Here is a 20493-nt window from a genome sequence, read left to right as displayed (position 1 = left end):
AAGTACTATAATATATATTATTTACATATTCAATATGTATTTACTAAAACATAAAAAAAAAGACCTTTTCCTAGGAAAAGATCTTCTGCTTATTCACTTATAATTGGTGCTTAACGGCAGGGCCCTGACGTTTGCCGGATGATAAGCTCAGGTTTAATCAATACATTATTAAACTTGTCTTCGCCATTCAGAATAATATTCAGCAGCTTGTTGGCCGCTTGATAGCCCATTTCATATTCAAACTGTTTTATATGGGTAAATGTACTAAATTCCTCTACAATGGAGGTCGGATCATCGAAGCTGACGATCGACACATCCTCAGGAACGCGCAGACCGGCTTGATGTGCCAATTGAAAAATCTGCACACCCAGTCTGCTGTTAAGTGTAATATAAGCCGTCGCCATCTTATTGCGGATATACCTGAATAAAGGGTGTGCCTCTACCCCCTCTAAGCTCTCCATACGGAAATCCGTAATCATATGCGCCGGATTAATGAGCGCCCCCTTGTTCTTCAACGCATCCATATAGCCTTCGATCCGGTCCTGCACCGTAACGGTTTGAATAGGAGAATCCGAGCAAATGGCAATTTCCCGGTGTCCGAGCTCCCAGAGGTGATCCACAGCCAGACTCGTTCCAAGGCGGCCGTCAGCCGCGATATAATGCGTCTCCACGCCGGGAAGATAACGGTCTATTAATACCAATGGATAGCCGGAGAATTTCATGCTCAGAATCTCTTCGTTGTACCGTTCTTCATCCACAGGGAATATCAGAATTCCCTCCGCGCCCATTTCCTTCAAGGTCTTGATGGCTTCCTTCTCGATCTCCACCTCGCCGCTTGAGATAAGAATCATCTGACGGTAGCCCTTCTCTTCAAGCCCCTTCTGAATGCCCTTAATAAGCCTGGCGGCAAAATAGTCATCAATGGAAGGCATAATCATCCCGATAATGCCTGTCCGGATAGTTGTATCCGGCCGCTCTTCAACATGAAGAGCGGCCGAGCTTTGGGGAGCAGGAACAGCAGAGGACGGCATTTCTTCCGTTTCCCGAACGCTCACGAAGCTGCCCCTGCCCGGGACGCGGGTGATGATTTTCTCATTCGCCAAGCCGGAGAGAGCGTTAACGACCGTGATTTTGCTAACATTAAAGAGATCCATCAATTCCTTCTCCGTCGGGATGCGTTCCCCGCCCTTCAGCCCTTCCGTGTCAATAAGCGTCCGAATATAATCCTGAATCTTTTGATATAATGGTATTCGATCTGTTGTATTCATTTCTATCACCAAGTCCAATCCGATATATTGATTTGTTATATATAATATATATTATTAACGAATCTCATGCAATCAAATCCCGCAAGACTTTGATCGTTTATCGAAAATACCCTTCTATTCCCCTCTAAAATAAGCGCTTCTAACAGCTCTAGTTGTTTATCTTCATATGGCCCTACGTATCATTCCGCATAAAAAAAGCCCTGAGCTCCATTCTTGCATGCTCAGGACTTCATTCATTCATTTATTATTTCTTCGTTACAACCGCTACCGTCCGCGAGCCCGTATTCCAGGTGATTTCCACACCCAGCAAGGTTCCAAAGTCTCGAATCGGCACGTATAGGCTTCCATTAATCATTGCGGGGGCATAGGTTAATGGGGTTTGCTTTCCGGCCGCTTCCGCATATGGGGCCCCTTCCCCAATAGTGAATATCCGCTCCCCGTAGGTTACGGTTGTCTGCTTGGTCTGCGCATGATAAGCAGCCTTGGCGCCAATCGCCTCCGTCAAGAAACGCAGCGGTACGAACATCCGGTTATTCGTCGTCATCATACCTGGCTCAAACTTACGTTCCACTCCATTTATCGTCAGCTTCGCGGAGGCTTTGCTGTATGTGCCGGACGCATTGTCTGCAGCGGCCGGCTTGCGCAGCTCCGCCGGAAGCCCGAATGCGTACAGCTTGCCGTCGGCCTGCGCAATCAGCGTATTTCCCGATACCTGGAACGGACCATAATTACGGGCAGAGGTTTTAAACCGGAACAGCGCTTTGCTGGTCACCACATTATAAGCGAATATATCGCCGTCCGTCTGGCCTGCATATAAACCGGAATCAATAAGATCCAGGCGGCTGACCGGATTATCCAGGCCGGTATAATCCACTCGCATATGATCAACGACTTTACGGGCATAGAACCCCTGGTTATCCCCGCTTTTGAAGAACAGCTTTCCATTATAAGGACCCGCAATCCATTTCACTGAATCATCCAGGAGCTCAGGATTTAGGGCGGAAGGATCCGCATCGTAATTGAACTTAAGCAGCCCTCTGCCCGGAATAGAAGCATAGACATCATGCCCATCCATGATCACCTTCTGAGGATATTGCGTTATCGGGTCGATACCTTCCAGTACCGGGATAAAGGACTTTCCGGCTGTTATTTTGCCTGTTGCCAGATCGACTTCGTCGATATCGACAACAAATTTGCTTCCATCATTTTTGGGCCATGTATTCTGAAAATACAGCTTGTTTCCATCTATCTTTAGCGGGCCTTCATGGCTGCCAGCAAGCCTCCACAAGGTCTTGCCACTCTGTGCATCAATGGCATACGCCGTGCTGACGGTTATCGCTCCCGATTCAAAGGTTCCCGCCAAAATAACAGATCCCACCCGCTCTATCTGCTGGTAATACGTCGCACTCGTGTTCTTCCAATTTTCCTTGCCGGTCGTGGAATTGACCGCAATCAACCCAAGCGTGCTTGTCAGATATAAGGATGCCCCGTCCACCATGAGATTCGAGATGAGCGGCTGGCCCTGCTGCGGCTGGCCCTTCACCTGATAAATACGCGAGCCTTTCCCTGTTGCCGCGGATACCCGGTAGACACTGCCGTCTGATGAATAAACATAGAGAATCGTCCCGTCCCTTTTCACTGCGTTCGCATTCAGCTTGCTGCCAAACGACCAAAGGATCTTCCCTGTGGCGCTCTGCTGCGCAATTAAAGAACCATTCTTTACATAATATAAGCTTCCGCTGTCAACAACTACGCTTGGCTGCTGCCCGATTTCATTAAGAGCCTGACCGATATCCGACGTCCAGCGCGGCTTCGCAAGCGGGACATTGCTCTCCGAGCTGAAGCTTACACCGTCATAGCTGGACAGGCTTGTATTGACTTGTGCCCCTGCATGCTGCGCAGTTCCTGCAAAGGTGATCAATACCCCTGCGCTCAGCAGCCGAAGGGCGGCTGCTTTCTTCCATCTACTCGTCATTAAAACGCCTCCAATCCATCTCAATAGGAATGTACACGGTTTCTGACGAATGATTTTCCAGAAAAGTTACAGATGTTAAATATCCGGGAGAACCGTACAAGATATCCGGCTTTCTCCACAGCAAAAAAAAGCGCCAGATGGCGCTTTCTCTCCGTCCACAATCTCCTATATCCACTCCGGACGCGGCATATCGAATTCCACCCGGTCTCCCTTCGTCGATGGCAGAAGGACCGTGACCATACGCAGCTCATCCATCGGACGAAGCATCGCCTTCAGCTCAAAGGGCAGCTTCGATTCCGGCTTCAGCCAAGCGTCGATATCCTCAGGCTCCAGAATGGCCGGCATCCTGGATTCGAACGGAGCGATAAGCAGATTCGCAGGCGTCATTAACAAGGTGCAGGTTCTGACTTCTTCGCCTGAGGCTGATTTGAAGACGTCATAGAGTCCGGCGATGCCGAATGTGCCCGTGCGCATCGTCACTTTCATCCGTTCCGTCACTTTGCCCTCCGTCCGCGTGACATAGAATCCGCTGCATGGAATCACGCAGCGCTGCTTCTTAATGATTCGCTCGAAAATCGGCTTTTGCAGCAGCTCGGCGCTGTCCATGCGGAAGGAGTCTTTTGCCCAGAACGGCACTAACCCCCAGCGGTATTCATCCAAAATGCGGGTTTCTTTGTGCTCGAGAATAATCGAGACGGTTTCATGTGTGTTGATTTCTTGACGATTAGAGCGGTAGGACAGGACTTGTTCGATTCCAAACCGGTCGGTTATCTCGGAAGAATCAGCTGTAACGGATAGCGCTTGGCACATAGCAGGGATCACCTCGTAAGTTATTGGTTTTGAGTTATTATTTGCCACTCCGGCCAAAAACATGTGCCATTTACTCCAGAAAGATACATCTGGTTTATATATCTTTCGTTAGATGGTGAGCGAATCGGATTTTGTTACGATATTGGCGAAAGAGGAAACCAGCATGAATGGGGTGTGATCGGACGTACCCGGGTGAACCGGCGCACAGCCTTCACCTTGACAGCAGGAGCAGGCAGAAGAACCATTCGGAATCCATACATTTCAGATTGGAAAGGAAGTTAACCATGTTTAAGCCAGCCATAAGACGGTGGAATACATCCATTGCCATCCTCCTCATCATAGCCATCATCGTCACCTTATTACCGGTACGTGCATCTGCCGGAGCTGTTAATGAGGAACAAGCAGGCGATGTCCAGCCTGCAGATTCAGACGGCAAAGCGGCGGAAAATCCCGCTGCTTCAGAGCAGCCGGCTCCGCCTGCTGATATTCCAGCGGAGGAAGCAGCTGCTCCATCAGTCGGACAGCGATAATCCAAACGGGCAAACTTCAGCTCTATTGACAATTGCTGCACCGATTCTCGCACCGCTTGCGCCTTACACCAATCAGCCGCTCAGCCGCATAGCCGGAACGGCGGAGCCGGATGCGAGAATTACGGTCTACCGGACGGATAAACAGAATGTGAAAATCGTAGCCGGTCAGATCACAGCCGACGCTCAAGGAAGCTTCAGCATCGATTCTCCATTAGCTGCGGACGGCCTCTATAAATTCACGGCCACCGCCCTCAAGGATGCACAGTCAAGTCCGGAATCCGCTCCGGTGTCGGTCACACTAGACCGCGTCAATCCGGCAGCCCCGCAGAAATCGACCTGGCTGTCGGGCGGCTCAGGAGAGATCACGCTGCAGTGGAAATCCGTCGAGCTCCCAGGGCAATTGAAATTCGAGGTCTACCGCAATGATGAATTAGTCGCCACGACGGCCGAGGAAGAATTCCTTGATGAAGGTTTAGCGCCGCAAAGCCTCGTCACCTACAAGCTGATCAGCTACCGGAGAGTCCTTACATCCTGTCGGCCCTATTTTATTGAATCAAAACGCCCAGTTTGTTGTTTTCTTAGCCAACACAGGGTGCTTTGGGGCAGACACGTCTTACACTTGTGTGAATGACTTGTCGCGTGTTCGGCATTCGCGGCTTACTTTCTGCATCGCGGCGTGCAGCTCCCAGCGTGCGGTGGAGCGACACGTGTTGGCAGTCAATCACATGACGCGTGCGCATCTATACTGGATTTTTTTCAGCTATATCGAGCTTCCTTACTATTCTGCATCGCACAACAACTCCAGCGTGCGGTGGTGCGACACGTTTTGGCAGTCAATCACATGACGTGTGCGCATCTATACTGGATTTTTACAGCTATATCGGGCTTCCTTACTATTCTGCACCGCACTACAACTCCAGCTTGCGGTGGTGCGACACGTTTTGGCAGTCAATCACATGACGCGTGCGCATCTATACTGGATTTTTACAGCTATATCGGGCTTCAGATGTTCAAACGAGCGCTATACTGGAAATTTCCAGTTATAAATGACTAATTGAGCACTATAAGGCTCTTATGGGGCGATTTAACTGTATGAAATGCAGTATAGAAGCATCTACAAGCGGAAAGCACTCTTTTAACTGTACGAAATGCAGTATAGGCCAAGGTGCAGCAGTATCTTTCTCTGCACTCTGCACACAGCACACAGCACCCCGCGCAGTTTTCAGCGCGCACCGGGCGACGACAGGTGATGGCTGTCAACCAATTTGCCACGGATAGGAAGGGAAGAGCAATTGATATCGGGGCTTCCCCATAAGTCATCAAGGATGACACATGGATAGTCCCCTTTCATTCCTTGAAAGCAGACTCGATTTGCACAAGCACTGACGGATCTAGCAGGCTACCGCCGCGAGAGCGCAAGCACTGCGCAAGCACTGCGCAAGCACTGCACAAGCACTGCGCAAGCACTGCTCAAGCACTGCGCAAGCACTGCGCAAGCACTGCGCAAGCACTGCGCAAGCACTGCGCAAGCACTGCTCAAGCACTGCACAAGCACTGCGCAAGCACTGCGCAAGCACTGCACAAGCACTGCGCAAGCACTGCGCAAGCACTGCACAAGCACTGCTCAAGCACTATGCAAGCATTGCACTGGCACTATGCAAGCATTGCACTGGCACTACGCAAGCATTGCACTGGCACTACGCAAGCGAATATTATTCCCATTGCTGTTGTTGCAGGATTTCTTGAACCCACTCTTCGGCAATGTTCAATACCGCGTACAGCTGCAGGTCAATATCGCCTGATGCGCGCAGGGATCCGGTTCTCGCAGCAGGCTCATGGCTGCTATGTGTTTGTGAGCCTAGTGCCGCAGATAGCTCCGGGTCCTGCTCAAGACTGATCGCCGTAACAACATACTGCCTGCATTCCAGCTGGAGGTCATAACCTCGGGCTTTCTCTACAATTTGGCTGATGGGCAGCTTGCGTGAGAGCAAGGAGATCAGAAAGGTTTCACGCAGCACAGGCAAGCTGGTCAGGTAATGCTTCCGCAGCTGCTCCATATCTTCACGTCCGGTGATCTCTACATCAAGACGCTCCTTCACCTTAAGAAGCACCTGTATAATTTGCTCAGCTTCGAACGGCTTCAAAATATATTCATCCACGTCGAGCTTGATTGCCCTCTGTGCATATTCAAATTCATCATAGCCGGAGATCAGTACAATTCTCACGGAAGGATGCTCCCGCCGAATCCAATCCGACAAGGAAAGCCCGTCCATGAACGGCATGCTGATATCAGTCAGAACAACATCAGGCGACAGCCGGTCAACGAGCTCCATCGCCTCCCGCCCATTCTCCGCTGTACCTTCGACTGCAAACCCATGCTTCTCCCAGTCGATTTCACTGAGAAGTCCTTCCCTTACATCCGCTTCATCATCAACAAGCAGCAGTTTATATATGAAAGCGCCCCCTTAATATGCTGACCTTACCATACTCGAATTTGTTTTCAAACAATCACGAACGCGCTCCTGCCTTCAACAAAAAAACCGGGGTTACCCCCGGCTCTGTGGTGAATATATGCAAGGAGGATCTCAAGCGATCCACTATGAGCAGCCTTTACTTGCGAAGTCTCTTTATTGTTAAGACAGTGATTACTGCCAAGATGAGAAATCCTGCTATATATGGCCAAATCTCTTGCCAGCTGCGGCTGTAGGCAGCATATTGGTCGCTATAAACCGCTTTAATATATTGGCCTTCCCGTTCTTTAACGGCAATGGCTTCCTTTGTATCGACATCAATGATTTTATAATATTCCGTTCCTTTCGGATACCGGTTGGAGAAGTTCCCTGAATACGTGCCCTCTTCGTCAGAATAGAAAGTAACCTTGCCTATTCGTTCTCCGATTTGCTTGGCATCCATCCGACTATCCGTAACCGTATACGAGCTCCCTTTATTGACGACAAACGAACGGGCCCAATCTGCAGAAGCTGTTCCACTCAACAAGGCGCATCCAATGAGAATAATGAACATCATACTCAGTCGTTTCTTCATCTGCAGCCCCCCTCATACACTAGACTTACTCCGATCCGGGAAAGTTGCAGAAAATCCAATCACCCAAAAGAATGGAAGGCTCCCGTCAACCCGGCAGCCCTCTCGATTGACTTTGGCGGCCCCCGCGGATCTTTAAACCATCATCTGGTTGACCGCTTTAATATAACGCGCCCTAACGATGACGAAATACGCCATCTTGAGGACGGGTCCTCTCGCATATGGAATGTTGATAACCGATACTGCCAAACGCCTGATTCCAATGTGCATTCCCTTCCCAAAAGCTGCTATCGATTTACCTTAAAGCTGCCTTACATCTTCGTTAAGGTTATGTTCGCTGCTTGCAGCGAACATGTTCTTACCTGACAAAAAACCTACATTGGCGGAGGCTCTGCTGATTTTATCCGGTCTGAACAAACAAAAAAGCCTTGTCCCTAATAATCGGGCAAGGCAAGATATTTAATCGTTATTAGCTTACGGAAGAACGCAGTCTCCCCATCTCGTGATCGACGAGCATAATCAGCTCATCTTCATACCCACCCATAATTCTGTACTTACGGATGTAATCCTTGACGAATTTCCGAGAGTCTTTGGGTTGAAAAATTCGAGTTAATTCCCTGAGGCTTTCTTTGACTTCATTGTGGCTGCGTTTCGCCATGAAATCCCCTCCATATCATCGGTTGGTGGTTCTAACAATCCATGTACGAGAGTGCACGCGGCGATGAAATTATCCGCGGCTGGTACCCATCATCTGTATCGAACGTTCCGGCTGATTTACGGCGAACTCATGGTCGGTATGAAATCAAATTGTTTCATTTATCAATCAATTATAACATTTCTGACAACGATATAAAAGCGAACACCGCCTATAATTTCCTACAAGGTCTAATTTGTGTCATTATTTGTCGAGTTTAACCCTGCCGATGTCTGCTCACTGGAAGAAAAAAGCTCCATAATCGGAGGCTCCTCTTGATCCGGACGGGTGGCTGACCACGCACTGCTTTTATACATCCGCAAATAAGCGATAACACCGACAATTGCGACGATAATGCCAAAAACAATCACTACAGTCGTAATCCACGGATTCACCACACTTACGCTCTCCTTTCACCCGGGCATCTTTTTTCCATATATAGGCTAATTATAGGGGATATGGAGAACGCTTTCAATGCGGTGGACTTCCTCTACAAAAATGTAACATATTACAATTACTTTACTATTCTATACGAACCGCTTCCCCATGCCAAAAGCTCGCCATCATCGCCGTAAATCCGGCTTTGAGTCGTGAGTGTTCGCTTCGACCGGTGGATGAGCTCCGCATCGCAGGTCAATATGCCGACTCCGCTGCTTTTCAAATAATGAATGTTCATGTAAGCTGTCACGGTCTTCTCATCCGGACAAAGCTGCAAAACGACAAGCCCCATTGCATTATCCAGCAGCGATGCCAGCACACCGCCGTGGATGAGGTTAAGCAAATTCAGATGATGCGGCTGAGCATCCAGCGAAATTGTGACTTTTTCTTGCTCCAAATGGACAATTTCACAGCCTAAGTAACCCCAAAACGTAGATTTGGCCGCTTCCGCCAGCTGCAATAACGCCTCTGCTTGTGAATTCATCTGCCGGTTTGACCTTTCTTCCGTCATGGTTTCTCCTCCTTAGGGCCCTTTGGCTCCTCCTTATCTTTCTCTTTGGCTGCCTCCTCCTCCTGAAGCTTGCGGCGAAGCACCTTACCGATCATCGACATTGGAAGCTCATCCCGAAACTCATACAGATGGGGCACCTTATACGCGGCAAGGCGTGCCCGGCACCAGATATCCAGCTGCTCCCGGGAAACATTCCATTCCTTGCGCAGCACAATGAACGCTTTGACCGTCTCCCCCCGATAAGAATCCTTCACGCCGAGGACAGATGCCTCGCGGATCGCCGGATGCTCGTAGAGCACCTCCTCAATCTCCCGCGGATACACATTATAGCCTCCGGCAATGATCACATCCTTCATCCGGTCAACAATCGTGAAGAAGCCGTCCTGATCCATTACAGCCAAATCTCCCGTACGAAGCCAGCCGTCCTGCAGCACAGCTTCCGTTTCCTCCGGCCGGTTCCAGTACCCGATCATGACCTGCGGGCCGCGGATTTGAAGCTCTCCGACTTTCCCTGAGGGAAGGGCATCCCCTGTCTCCAGGTCAATGATCCGCGCCTGCGTACCGGGCAGCGGAATACCGACGGATCCGATTTTGCGTTTGGTCCAAATGGGGTTCGCATGGGCAACGGGAGCCGCTTCGGTTAGACCGTAGCCTTCAATTAGCCGTCCGCCTGTCAGAGCCTCGAACTTCGTCTGAACGTCGAGAGGCAGCGGCGCCGAACCGCTAACACAAATGTTTATGGAGGATAGATCGTATTTATTCACATCGGGATGATTCAGCAGGGCGATATACATGGTCGGGGCCCCGGGAAAGACAGTCGGTTTCTGCTTGCGAATCGCTTGAAGAACGGCTTTCACCTCAAAACGCGGAAGCAGGATAAGCGTCCCTGCCCGCATGACCGACTGATTCATAAGCACCGTCAGGCCGAAGACATGAAACAAGGGCAGTGCAGCCAGGAAACGCTCCGCCCCATCCTTCATTTTGTAGCACCAGGCAGCCATCTGCATCGTATTGGCGACCAGATTCCGGTGCGTGAGAATGACGCCCTTGGGCAGACCGGTTGTGCCCCCGGTATACTGCAGCAGAGCGGCATCCTTAGCCGGATCGATGGCAACCTCAGCAGGCAGGGCAGGTCCTTTTGCAAGAAAGGTATGGAGTGACAAGACGCCATGAGGGCCATAGGGAACAGCCGGATTATGGCCGGCACGGCGTTGTTTAATGGGATAAAGCAAATTTTTCGGAAAAGGGAGCGCATCCTGCACGGTGGTGACAATGACCTGCTGAAGCATCGGCAGCGGACCCTGCTCCGGGGAATCCCCTCTCACTCTGGCCAGTTTCGGATAGAGCAGATCGAGTGTAATAATCGCGCGCGCACCGCAATCGCGAAGCTGATGCTCCAATTCGCGCTCGACATACAGCGGATTCGTCATGACAACCACACCGCCTGCAAGCAGCACCCCGTAATAAGCGATAACAGCCTGCGGACAGTTCGGCAGCATAATCGCAACACGATCGCCCTTGCCTATACCGGTCGTCTGCAGTCCGCCGGCCATCCGGTGAGCGGAGGCAAGCAGCTGGCGGTAAGTCGTTTTTTTGCCGAAGAAGAGCAGCGCTTCATGATCCGGGAAACGCGCTGCGGATTGAAGCAAGAAATCCGCAGCGTTGTGGTTCGGAACATCAACTGAGGGAGCAACCTCTAGCGGGTAATGGCGATGCCAAGGACTATCCTTCGCTTGTTCCATCTCCTCAACTCCTCTTATGCCCGGTGGGCCATGTTCCTTCAGCCGCAAGAGGCGTCTTTACTGCCGCCTGGCTGCCAATAACAGCCGCATCTGCTACAAGGTGTACTGCTCGCTGCGGATTATGCGCGAGGCGACGTTCCGCTTGAGGGCCACCGTGTCTACTGCGGGCGAGCGGGTCAGCTTCTTGAGAATTGATAATTGGGTTTGCAGCGAATCGCCTTCTTCAATGGCGGAGAGCGCTGTTCTGGCATAACGCTCCACTCTCTCCATCGCTTCCTGCACGAAAATAACGGTCATTTCGATGGCATTTTGCGTCTTCGCGTTTGAAGCCGATGAATCATTCAGAAGCATTTTACGCGTTCGAAGACTGGCGCTTTCCATGGCGAAAATCTGGATCATCATATCGGCCAGCAGAGCCAGAACCTCCTGCTGCTGCTCGAGTGCAAGGCCGTACTTCTGAACGGCTAAACCGCCGACGGCAAGGAAGATTTTCTTGCTCTGCTGAATGCGGAAGGTCTCCTTGGCCAGCGGCTCGTCGAAGGAAGGCAGCGGCAGCGGCTGCAGCAATTCAGCCTGCAAGGAGCGGGCTTTGCGCAGCAGCGGGAGCTCGCCTTTGAGCGCCTTCTTCATCAGCGTTCCTGGAATAAGCAGCCGGTTGATCTCATTGGTGCCTTCAAAAATACGATTGATGCGGCAATCGCGGTAAATCCGTTCTATTTTGTACTCGCGGATATAGCCGTAGCCTCCATGAATCTGAACGCCCTCATCGGCAACGAAAGCGAGCGCTTCGGTTGCGAATACTTTGAGAATGGAGCATTCCAGCGCATATTCGCTGATCGCTTTGGCTGCGTCCGAACCCGCGTTCCCCGCCTCCGCTTCGACATTTCGCAGCATGTCATCGAACCATCCCGCGGTGCGGTAAACCATGCTCTCCATCACATAAGTCACGATGTTCATATCCGCGAGCTTCGCTCCAATGAGCGGAAACGAGGAGATCGCCCGGCCAAACTGCTTCCGCGTGCTGCCATATTTCGCGGCGAGGGCAATCGTTTCTTTGGCACTGCCCACACAGGCGGCAGCCAGTTTGAAGCGGCCGATGTTCAGGATATTAAAGGCGATGAGATGCCCTTTGCCGACTTGGCCAAGGACGTTCTCTACCGGCACCGGTGTATCGTCAAAATATATCGGACAAGTCGATGAGCCCTTGATGCCCATCTTGTGCTCCTCGGGTCCAATGCTGAAGCCGGGCAAGCCGCGCTCCACGATGAAGGCCGTGAAATGCTCGCCATCCACTTTCGCATAGACGATAAACACATCGGCAAAGCCTGCGTTCGTTATATAAATCTTGGAGCCGCTGAGGACGTAATGCTTGCCGTCCGGCGACAGCCTAGCCGTCGTTCTCGCACCCAGAGCGTCCGAGCCGGATGCCGGCTCAGTCAGGCAATACGCTGCAATCTTCTGGCCCGTGGCAAGATCCGGCAGGTACCGCTGCTTCTGCTCGGGCGTTCCGAAGAACACGATCGGCAGCGTGCCGATTCCTACATGGGCGCCGATGGACAGCGCGAAAGAGGAGGCTTCGGCAAGCGTCTCTGCGAGCAGTGTCGAGCTCACTTTGTCAAGGCCCAGCCCTCCATAGGCTTCCGGAACGTCAGCGCCGAGCAGACCAAGCTCTCCCGCACTTCGCATTAACTCTACGGTCAATTCATAATTCAGCGACTCGATCTCGGCATCGCGGGGGCGAATTTCACCCGCCAGGAAGGCCCGTGCCGCGCTCTCAATCATCCGCTGTTCTTCGGTAAAATCCTCTGGCGTAACCATAGCTTCCGGCGACATATCCTCAACCACAAACCGGCCGCCCCATCGTTGTGTTTGTGTCATGTTTTGTTTGTCCTCCTCGGCTCCGGTTTTGCGATTTGTGCTCCCGTGGTACTCCGTACCAAAGTCGCACAAATTCGCAAAACCTTCGCAGCAGTAAAAGAATAATTGCGGCTAGCGCTGCCTGGTACTTTGTGTACCAGACTCGCTCAGGCGTGCACTGGGAAACACAACTAAACATTGGCGACTAGGGCTGCTTGGTACTTTGTACCAGAGTCGCTCTTGTGCGCCGTAAAACCACTGAAAAACATTGGCGATTCGCGCTCCGTGGTGCCGTGCACCAAAGTCGCTCTAATGCGCCGAACCACTGAAAAACATTGGCGATTCACGCTCCGTGGTGCTGTGCACCAAAGTCGCTCTAATGCGCCGAACCACTGCTAAACATTGGCGATTTGCACTCCGTGGTGCTGTGCACCAAAGTCGCTCTAATGCGCCGAACCACTGAAAAACATTGGCGATTCACGCTCCGTGGTGCTGTGCACCAAAGTCGCTCTAATGCGCCGAACCACTGCTAAACATTGGCGATTCGCGCTCCGTGGTGCTGTGCACCAAAGTCGCTCTAATGCGCCACAACCACAACTAAACACTGGCGACTAGGGCTGCTTGGTACTATGTACCAGAGTCGCTCTTGTGCGCCGCAATCACTGCCAACATTGGCGATTCACACTCCGTGGTGCCGTGCACCAAAGTCGCTCTAATGCGCCGAACCACTGAAAAACATTGGCGATTCACGCTCCGTGGTGCTGTGCACCAAAGTCGCTCTAATGCGCCGCAACCACAACTAAACATTGGCGACTAGCGCTGCTTGGTACTATGTACCAGAGTCGCTCTTGTGCGCCGTAAAACCACTGAAAAACATTGGCGATTCACGCTCCGTGGTGCCGTGCACCAAAGTCGCTCTAATGCGCCGAAACACTGGCGACTAGGGCTGCTTGGTACTATGTGCCAGAGTCGTTCTTGTGCGCCGCAATCACTGCCAACATTGGCGATTCACACTCCGTGTTACTTCGTACCTGAGGCGCTCAACCGCTGATGACTTGTTACAAGACTTCAATGACGCCGGCGGCGCCCATGCCGCCGCCTACGCACATGGAGACTACGCCCGTGCCGCCGCCGCGGCGCTGAAGTTCATGGATGAGAGAGACAGTCAGCTTCGCTCCCGTACAGCCAAGCGGATGGCCGAGGGCGATCGCGCCGCCGTTTACGTTTACCCGCGACGGATCGATTTGGAGCTCGTTGATGATCGGGAGACATTGGGCCGCGAAGGCTTCATTGATCTCAAATAAATCAACCTGATCCTGCGGGATGCCTGCCCGCTTCAATGCTTTGGGAATGGCTTCGATCGGCCCGATTCCCATCACCTCGGGCGCTACGCCGGCTACGCTGAAGGAACGGAAGACGGCGAGCGGCTTTATCCCCAGTTCTTCGGCGCGCGCCCGGCTCATAACGATAACCGCCGCCGCACCGTCGCTCATCTGCGAGGTGTTGCCTGCCGTGACGGTTCCCTCTCTGGCAAAGGAAGGCTTGAGCTTCGCCAGAATATCAGTCGTCGTATCGGGTCGGACGCCCTCGTCGGTATCAAATACAAAATTGCGCGCCCAAGGTCTGCCGTTGTCATCGACACCCTCGCGGCTTACCTGCAGCGGAACGATTTCACCTTTAAACCTTCCGGATGCGATGGCCTCCGCGGCTTTGCTGTGGCTGCTCGCGGCAAAAGCATCCTGAGCCTCCCGGCTAATCCCATAACGTCTGGCCACTTCCTCCGCCGTGTGGCCCATTCCCATGTACACCTCCGGCATAGCGTCTGCAATGCCAGGATGAGGGGACAGCTTGAACCCCGACATCGGCACATGACTCATGGTCTCGACGCCTCCCGCAAGCACAACATCTGCTTCGCCAAGGCGAATTCGTTCCGCTGCATAAGCGATTGCCTGCAATCCTGAAGCACAGAACCGGTTAACCGTTACAGCCGGTGTCGTAACCGGAAACCCTGCATACAGCGTCATGATACGGGCAAAGTTAAGCCCCTGCTCGCCCTCCGGCATCGCACAGCCAATAATGACATCTTCGATCTCTTCCTGCCTAAGTCCCGGAACGCGCCCGATCGCAGCTCGAAATACCGCCCGGCCAAGGTCCTCGGCGCGCGTATCGGCAAGGCTTCCTTTCTTAGCCTTGCCGACGGCCGTTCGAACCGCCGCTACGATGACGGCATCGCGTTGATTGTTTGCTGCAGCCATGAGCGATCACCTCCTTATTTGGTTTGGTTATACAATAATTGTCTTCTGGACGAAGCCGCTGATTGAAGCATGACTTTCATTCTCCACTTTACTAGTTGCGCAGCGGCTTCCCGGTAGCGAGCATATGCTGCATGCGTGCCTGTGTCAGCGGTTCACCGATCAGGCTTAGGAATGCTTCACGCTCCAAATCAAGCAGATACTGCTCGCTGACCTCCGCCCCCGGCGGTGCATCTCCTCCAGCCAAGACATGCGCCAGCTTCCGGCCGATGCGCACATCATGCGCACTGATCTGTCCGCTCAGGCGTATCGCCTCCACGCCAAGCTGCAGCACCGCGCGCCCTTCGCGCCCCGCCACGCGGATACGAGCCTCGGCCGGAGGCGGGATGTATCCGGCCCGGTCAAGCTCAAGCGCAAGTCGCTTTGCCTCCGCGATACGCGACTCACCGCGAATGATCGCCACATCCTGCGGGCGCCTGAAGCCAATGCGCTGTACGTCATAACCGCTTGTCGAAGTCTTGGCCATTGCAATCGACTCGAACAGGGTGTTCAGCTGCGGCTGAATCTCCCCGCCTGCCGCAGTTCGGTCCGCCGCGAGCGCCGCGGCCTCCTTGCAGCCGCCGCCGGCCGGAATTAATCCGACCCCGGTCTCGACAAGCCCGTAGTAGGTTTCCGCCGTGAATACAATCCGGTCGGCCGGCAAGCAGGCCTCAACGCCTCCGCCGAGCGTCATCCGGTGAGGTGCTGCAACGACCGGCCGGTCGAGCTTTTTGAGCTGCAGCATACTGCTTTGAAACAGCCGGATAATGTCGTCGATTTCATCGAAATCGCCATTCTGCGCTTCCATTAACAGCATGAATAAATTGGCTCCGACGCAGAAGTGGCGGCCTTCGTTGGCAATGACCAGCCCCCGCCAGTTACGGCTGACCTCCTCGGCGCTTTGCCGGATTGCCGATAGGATGTCTCCGCCTATCGCATTGTTGGGGGAATGAAATTCCAAACAAACGATGTCCCCGCCGATGTCGATCAACGACGCACCCGTATTCCCAAGCACCTTCTTGCCGGCGTTCTTAAGCGCCGATAGAGAAAGGGTGTCCGGCTGGGTCTCCTGCTCCACATATTCGCCGCGATACGAATAATAACGCCGGTCCCCCTCTGTTCGATAAAAGGAGGTGTTGCCCGCCGCAAGCCATGCTTCAACCCATTCCGGCACGGCATCGCCCTCAGCTTTCATCCGTTTCACGGAGCGTTCCAGACCAATCGCATCCCAGAGCTCAAAGGGTCCAAGCTCCCAGTTAAAGCCCCATACGAGCGCGCGGTCGATAGCGAGCGGAGTATCCGCAATGACGCCAAGCTGCTTAGCAGAATAGAGCAGGGTAGCCTTGAGCGTAGTCCAAGCAAATTTCGCATAGCGATCATTCACATCGGTGAACAGCAGCGCCTTAATTTTTGCTTCGGCACCCTTGGCTGCCTTGGCGGCTTCAATGACCGGCGAGGCCGCGCTACGCTTCGGCGCGTAGGTCATCGTCTGCAGGTCCAGCGTCTCAATATCGCTGCCGCCGCCCGGACGTTTTATTTTGCGATAAAAGCCCTGCCCGCTCTTCTCGCCCAGCCACTTTCGACCCAGAAGCGCCGTAAGCTCCGGAGGTCTCGCAAAAGCCTGCTGATCCTCGGCATCCTCGCTTCGCTCCCGAACGTTATCGACGACATGCAGAAGGGTGTCGATTCCAACCATATCCATCATGCGAAAGGTCGCCGTCTTCGGCCTGCCCATCGCCGGCCCCGTCAGCGCATCAACCTCATCGACGGTTAAGCCGTGCTGCCGCATCGCCTCAATGGTCAAGATCATCCCGTAACAGCCAATTCGGTTGGCGATAAAATTCGGTGTATCCTTGGCAAGGACGACACCTTTCCCAAGCTGCTGCTCACAGACGGAGGTAAGCCTTGCCAGCACCCCCGCATCGGTATCGGGCCCGGGCACCACCTCCACCAGCTTCATATGCCGGGGCGGATTAAAGAAATGAGCCGCTGCAAAATGTTTTCGGAAAGCATCGCTCCGCCCCTCCGCCATCGCCGCAACCGAAAGCCCGGATGTGTTCGTCGACACTATTGTCCCCGGCTTCCATACGGATTCGATCCGGGCAAGCACCTGACGCTTCACATCCAGCCGCTCCACTACAACTTCTACAATCCAGTCAACCTGGCTCAGCTTCGCCAAATCATCCTCCAGATTGCCCGCTGTAATACGCTTCGCAAACGCTGCCTCATACAGCGCCGGAGGCTGCTGCACCGCCAATCGGGCGAGGCTTCCTAAGGCCGCACGGTTACGGACCTTAGCATCTTCGAGCGTCAGCCCCTGCTTCATCTCTTCCGCTGTGAGTGAATCCGCAGCGACATCAAGCAGCAGAACCTGCAGGCCCGCATTTGCCAGATGAGCAGCAATGCCAGCCCCCATAACCCCAGAGCCGATGACGGCCGCGCGGCGAACCGGCTTAAATGGCGTTATTGCTCCCACAAACGCTCACTCCTTCTCCAATAAGGTAGATTCATTTCGGCCAAATACACTTTCCGCCAGCAGCTCGGCAACGTCTCTTGCCTGTACGGCATCTTCCGCTTCAAGGAGCTTCACCCCATCCTCCATCATCGTCAGGCAGTAAGGGCAGGCCGAGCCAATCACGGTTGGAGCGGCTGCCAGCGCCTGGGATACTCTGGCTTCATTCACGCGCATCCCGCTCCGCTCCTCCATCCACATGAGGCCGCCGCCTGCTCCGCAGCACATCCCATTCTGACGGGACCGCTCCATCTCCAGCAGTTTAACGCCCGGGATAGAACGCAGCAGATTACGGGGCGCATCATAAATGCCGTTATAGCGGCCAAGGTAGCAGGAATCATGATAGACTACGCGCTCCTCTACCCGGTGAACCGGCTGCAGCTTTCCTTCGGCTACGAGCCGGTCAAGCAAAGTCGTGTGATGCTCCACCGTAACGGCAGAAGCATCGAGGCCAAAATCGGGATATTCATTCTTCAGCGCATTGAAGGTATGCGGGCAAATGGTGACAATTCGCCGTATCCCGTAGCGCTGGAGGGTCGCGATATTCTCCGCACATAAGGTTTGAAACAGCAGCTCATTGCCCATCCTTCTCGCCGTATCCCCGGAATTGCGCTCCTCTGCGCCAAGAACCGCGAACAGCACACCCGCCTGCTGCAGCAATCGGACCAGAGCAAACAAGACACGCCGGCTTCGCTGATCATAGGCCCCCATGGTTCCTGCCCACAGCAGCAGCTCCGGTTTCTCGCCCAGGCGCGCCGCGTCCTTCATCGTTCGAATGGATGTTATCGGTTCATCGGGACGAAGCAGTGCCGTTGAGGCCTCATAAGCAGACAGCCATGCTGCGCGTTCTGCCCGCGGCAGCCCCCAGGGATTGCCCTGGCGTTCAATATTTTGCAGAGCACGCTGACCCTCTGCCGGCAAGCGTCCTTCGGTTAAGACGAGATACCGCCGCATATCGATGATTTTGTCAACATGCTCATTGCCAACCGGACATTGCTCCTCACAGCTGCGGCAGGTTGTACATGCCCAAAGCTCAGATTCCGTCATCACATCGCCGATTAGCGCTGCATCGTAGATGGAGGTATCCTGCCGCAGCTGCCAAGCATGCTTCTGGGCCGTCATCGTAGGTTCGATCGACGTCTGCTCCTCCTCCGATCCATCAGCTGAATGATGGTTCACCCATACCGGCATAGCACCGCCCATCACATGTGCGCCCTCCTGCTGCGAACCGCCGGAAAAGGCCGGAACCCATGGTGACCGAGATGTAATTGCTGCACCCTTCTCTGTCAAATGGTCACGCAGCTTCATGATCAAATGCATCGGTGAGAGCAGCTTGCCGGTATTCGATGCCGGGCATACATTCGTGCAGCGACCGCATTCCACGCAGGCGTAGAGATCGATCAGCTGCTTCCGGGTAAACTGCTCAATAGCACCGACGCCAAAGAATTCCGCATTCTCATCCTCCAGATCAAGCGGAGCAAGCTTGCCGGGCGGCAAGCGGCGGCGAAGCCAGAGATTGACCGGTGCAGTGAAGATATGAAAATGCTTCGACTGCGGCACATAGACGAGAAAAGCAAGCAGAATGGCATAATGCAGCCACCAGCATATTTCATATCCGACTTCAGCGGCACCCCCCGGCACCCCTAACTCCCGCATGCCTTCGGCTATTCCGGAGGAGAATGGCGCGTAATTCACATACAGCGAATCTGCCTGTGTCTGGGAATCGGATATGGACCCGGCAGTCAGCAGCTGCGCTTTGTAGATTGCGAACCGGTAGAGCACCTCCCAGGCGCCCGGAATGGCGGACTGCCCTGTGATCAAATAGGGCGATTGCGATGAACCTCCAAGCCCTAATATCGTTATGTTGTTGACCGCTGTATTCTTCGGATGGAGGAAGATCGGTGAATCTTGGCTGTTATGTTGTGCGGCAGCTGGAGCAGGCTGTGCGTTTGAACCTTCTTTCAAATGATCGAATGCCTGCGTGAACAACACCGTGATCATCAGCCCGCCGATAAACCAGAGCACAATGGACGGTTTCCACCCCCGCTTCAGTCTCGCCAGCTTTTCCACATACCTGCGGATGCCTGCGTAGATGATGGCAAGCAGCACGAGGACGACGGTTATTTCTTGGATTCGGATGAAGTCCTGATAGGCGGGCAAAGGAAGGGCATTTCCGCTAAGCCCCTTCCAGATGATGTCTGCGGCACCGAACTGCAGTACGATAAAGCCATAAAAGAGCACCAAATGCAGGATGCCGCTGCGAATATCCTTCAGCAGCTTCCGATGCCCGAAGACATGAACCAGCCATCCCAAGGCTCTGCGGACATTCATATCTCGTGTGGACAGTGTGACGATCCGGCGGATATGCTCCATATTCGGCCGTTTGGCGGAGGCGGGAGCCGAGGAGAGGTGTAGAAATTCATCGCTGTCCTCTTCATCCAGTTCCGGATCGTGATGCGAACCTGCGGATCTTCCATTGCCGGTATCCGTGCTTCGGCCAAGCCGGATATAGCCTACCCGTCTGCTGACCGCCATGCCAAACATAATCAAGGCCGCCGCCGTCATCCCTGCAAAAATAATCCATTGCGCCAGCTGTGCAATCTGATGTGCATCTAACGACTCCACGCAAATCCCCCTATCTACGCCGAAATGAGACCTTATGGATGGAGAGCAGCCTCGGGAAATGAAGCTGTTTCCTTAGGGACAAGCCGATAAGCGCTTACAAAAATGCGCAGTGGTTAAGTATATGTCCGCGCTTGCGTGAACATGCGAACAGGCGATGGATGGGGTCTATTTTTGGGGGAGTGGACATATTTATGGTGA

General features: G+C 53.4%; 14 protein-coding genes. 1 reads left to right on the top strand and 13 read right to left on the bottom strand.

Going from position 1 to position 20493, the window contains the following annotated elements; translation table 11 throughout:
- Nucleotides 1-110: 110 nt before the first annotated feature.
- From ACFPYJ_RS11710 to ACFPYJ_RS11700, 3 genes are all read right to left on the bottom strand, one after another.
- The gene (locus ACFPYJ_RS11710; protein WP_379188317.1) at nt 111-1268 is read right to left on the bottom strand and encodes a substrate-binding domain-containing protein; all 1158 of its coding nucleotides are present in this window, start codon (nt 1266-1268) and stop codon (nt 111-113) included.
- Between the two features lie 244 nt (nt 1269-1512).
- Nucleotides 1513-3243 (bottom strand): stalk domain-containing protein, encoded by a 1731-nt coding sequence (locus ACFPYJ_RS11705; RefSeq protein WP_379188316.1) that lies wholly within the window; start codon nt 3241-3243, stop codon nt 1513-1515.
- A 165-nt stretch (nt 3244-3408) separates the two neighbouring features.
- Nucleotides 3409-4053, bottom strand: a complete 645-nt coding sequence (locus tag ACFPYJ_RS11700; protein WP_379188315.1) for an SOS response-associated peptidase — start codon at nt 4051-4053, stop codon at nt 3409-3411.
- 390 nt (nt 4054-4443) lie between these two features.
- On the opposite strand from ACFPYJ_RS11700, the gene ACFPYJ_RS11695 reads away from it, so the two are divergent.
- Nucleotides 4444-5214 carry a fibronectin type III domain-containing protein gene (locus ACFPYJ_RS11695; protein WP_379188314.1) on the top strand — a complete coding sequence of 257 codons (771 nt, stop codon included), beginning with the start codon at nt 4444-4446 and terminating at the stop codon, nt 5212-5214.
- Nucleotides 5215-6295: 1081 nt separating this feature from the next.
- On the opposite strand, the gene ACFPYJ_RS11690 is transcribed toward ACFPYJ_RS11695, so the two are convergent.
- The 10 genes from ACFPYJ_RS11690 to ACFPYJ_RS11645 all read right to left on the bottom strand — a co-directional run bounded on the left by ACFPYJ_RS11690 (nt 6296) and on the right by ACFPYJ_RS11645 (nt 20001).
- Nucleotides 6296-7024, bottom strand: a complete 729-nt coding sequence (locus tag ACFPYJ_RS11690; protein WP_379188371.1) for a response regulator — start codon at nt 7022-7024, stop codon at nt 6296-6298.
- A 169-nt stretch (nt 7025-7193) separates the two neighbouring features.
- Nucleotides 7194-7628, bottom strand: a complete 435-nt coding sequence (locus ACFPYJ_RS11685; protein WP_379188313.1) for a hypothetical protein — start codon at nt 7626-7628, stop codon at nt 7194-7196.
- A 466-nt stretch (nt 7629-8094) separates the two neighbouring features.
- Nucleotides 8095-8283 carry a hypothetical protein gene (locus ACFPYJ_RS11680; protein ID WP_379188312.1) on the bottom strand — a complete coding sequence of 63 codons (189 nt, stop codon included), beginning with the start codon at nt 8281-8283 and terminating at the stop codon, nt 8095-8097.
- 227 nt (nt 8284-8510) lie between these two features.
- Entirely contained in the window at nt 8511-8717 is a 207-nt protein-coding gene (locus ACFPYJ_RS11675; RefSeq protein WP_379188311.1) for a hypothetical protein, read from the bottom strand.
- Between the two features lie 116 nt (nt 8718-8833).
- Nucleotides 8834-9268 (bottom strand): PaaI family thioesterase, encoded by a 435-nt coding sequence (locus ACFPYJ_RS11670; RefSeq protein WP_379188310.1) that lies wholly within the window; start codon nt 9266-9268, stop codon nt 8834-8836.
- Nucleotides 9265-11010, bottom strand: a complete 1746-nt coding sequence (locus tag ACFPYJ_RS11665; RefSeq protein ID WP_379188309.1) for a long-chain-fatty-acid--CoA ligase — start codon at nt 11008-11010, stop codon at nt 9265-9267. The genes ACFPYJ_RS11670 and ACFPYJ_RS11665 overlap by 4 nt, the downstream gene beginning before the upstream one ends.
- Before the next feature lie 93 nt (nt 11011-11103).
- Nucleotides 11104-12888 (bottom strand): acyl-CoA dehydrogenase family protein, encoded by a 1785-nt coding sequence (locus tag ACFPYJ_RS11660; RefSeq protein ID WP_379188308.1) that lies wholly within the window; start codon nt 12886-12888, stop codon nt 11104-11106.
- Between the two features lie 1037 nt (nt 12889-13925).
- Nucleotides 13926-15122 (bottom strand): acetyl-CoA C-acyltransferase, encoded by a 1197-nt coding sequence (locus tag ACFPYJ_RS11655; RefSeq protein ID WP_379188307.1) that lies wholly within the window; start codon nt 15120-15122, stop codon nt 13926-13928.
- Nucleotides 15123-15213: 91 nt separating this feature from the next.
- Nucleotides 15214-17634 carry a 3-hydroxyacyl-CoA dehydrogenase/enoyl-CoA hydratase family protein gene (locus ACFPYJ_RS11650; RefSeq protein ID WP_379188306.1) on the bottom strand — a complete coding sequence of 807 codons (2421 nt, stop codon included), beginning with the start codon at nt 17632-17634 and terminating at the stop codon, nt 15214-15216.
- A 6-nt stretch (nt 17635-17640) separates the two neighbouring features.
- Entirely contained in the window at nt 17641-20001 is a 2361-nt protein-coding gene (locus ACFPYJ_RS11645; protein WP_417629233.1) for a (Fe-S)-binding protein, read from the bottom strand.
- Nucleotides 20002-20493: the final 492 nt, after the last annotated feature.

Origin of the sequence: Paenibacillus solisilvae, assembly GCF_042656405.1 — a bacterium.
GTDB lineage: Bacteria > Bacillota > Bacilli > Paenibacillales > Paenibacillaceae > Paenibacillus_Z > Paenibacillus_Z solisilvae.
Note: the sequence above shows the minus strand (reverse complement) of the source record. Positions and strands in the feature narration are given on the sequence as shown.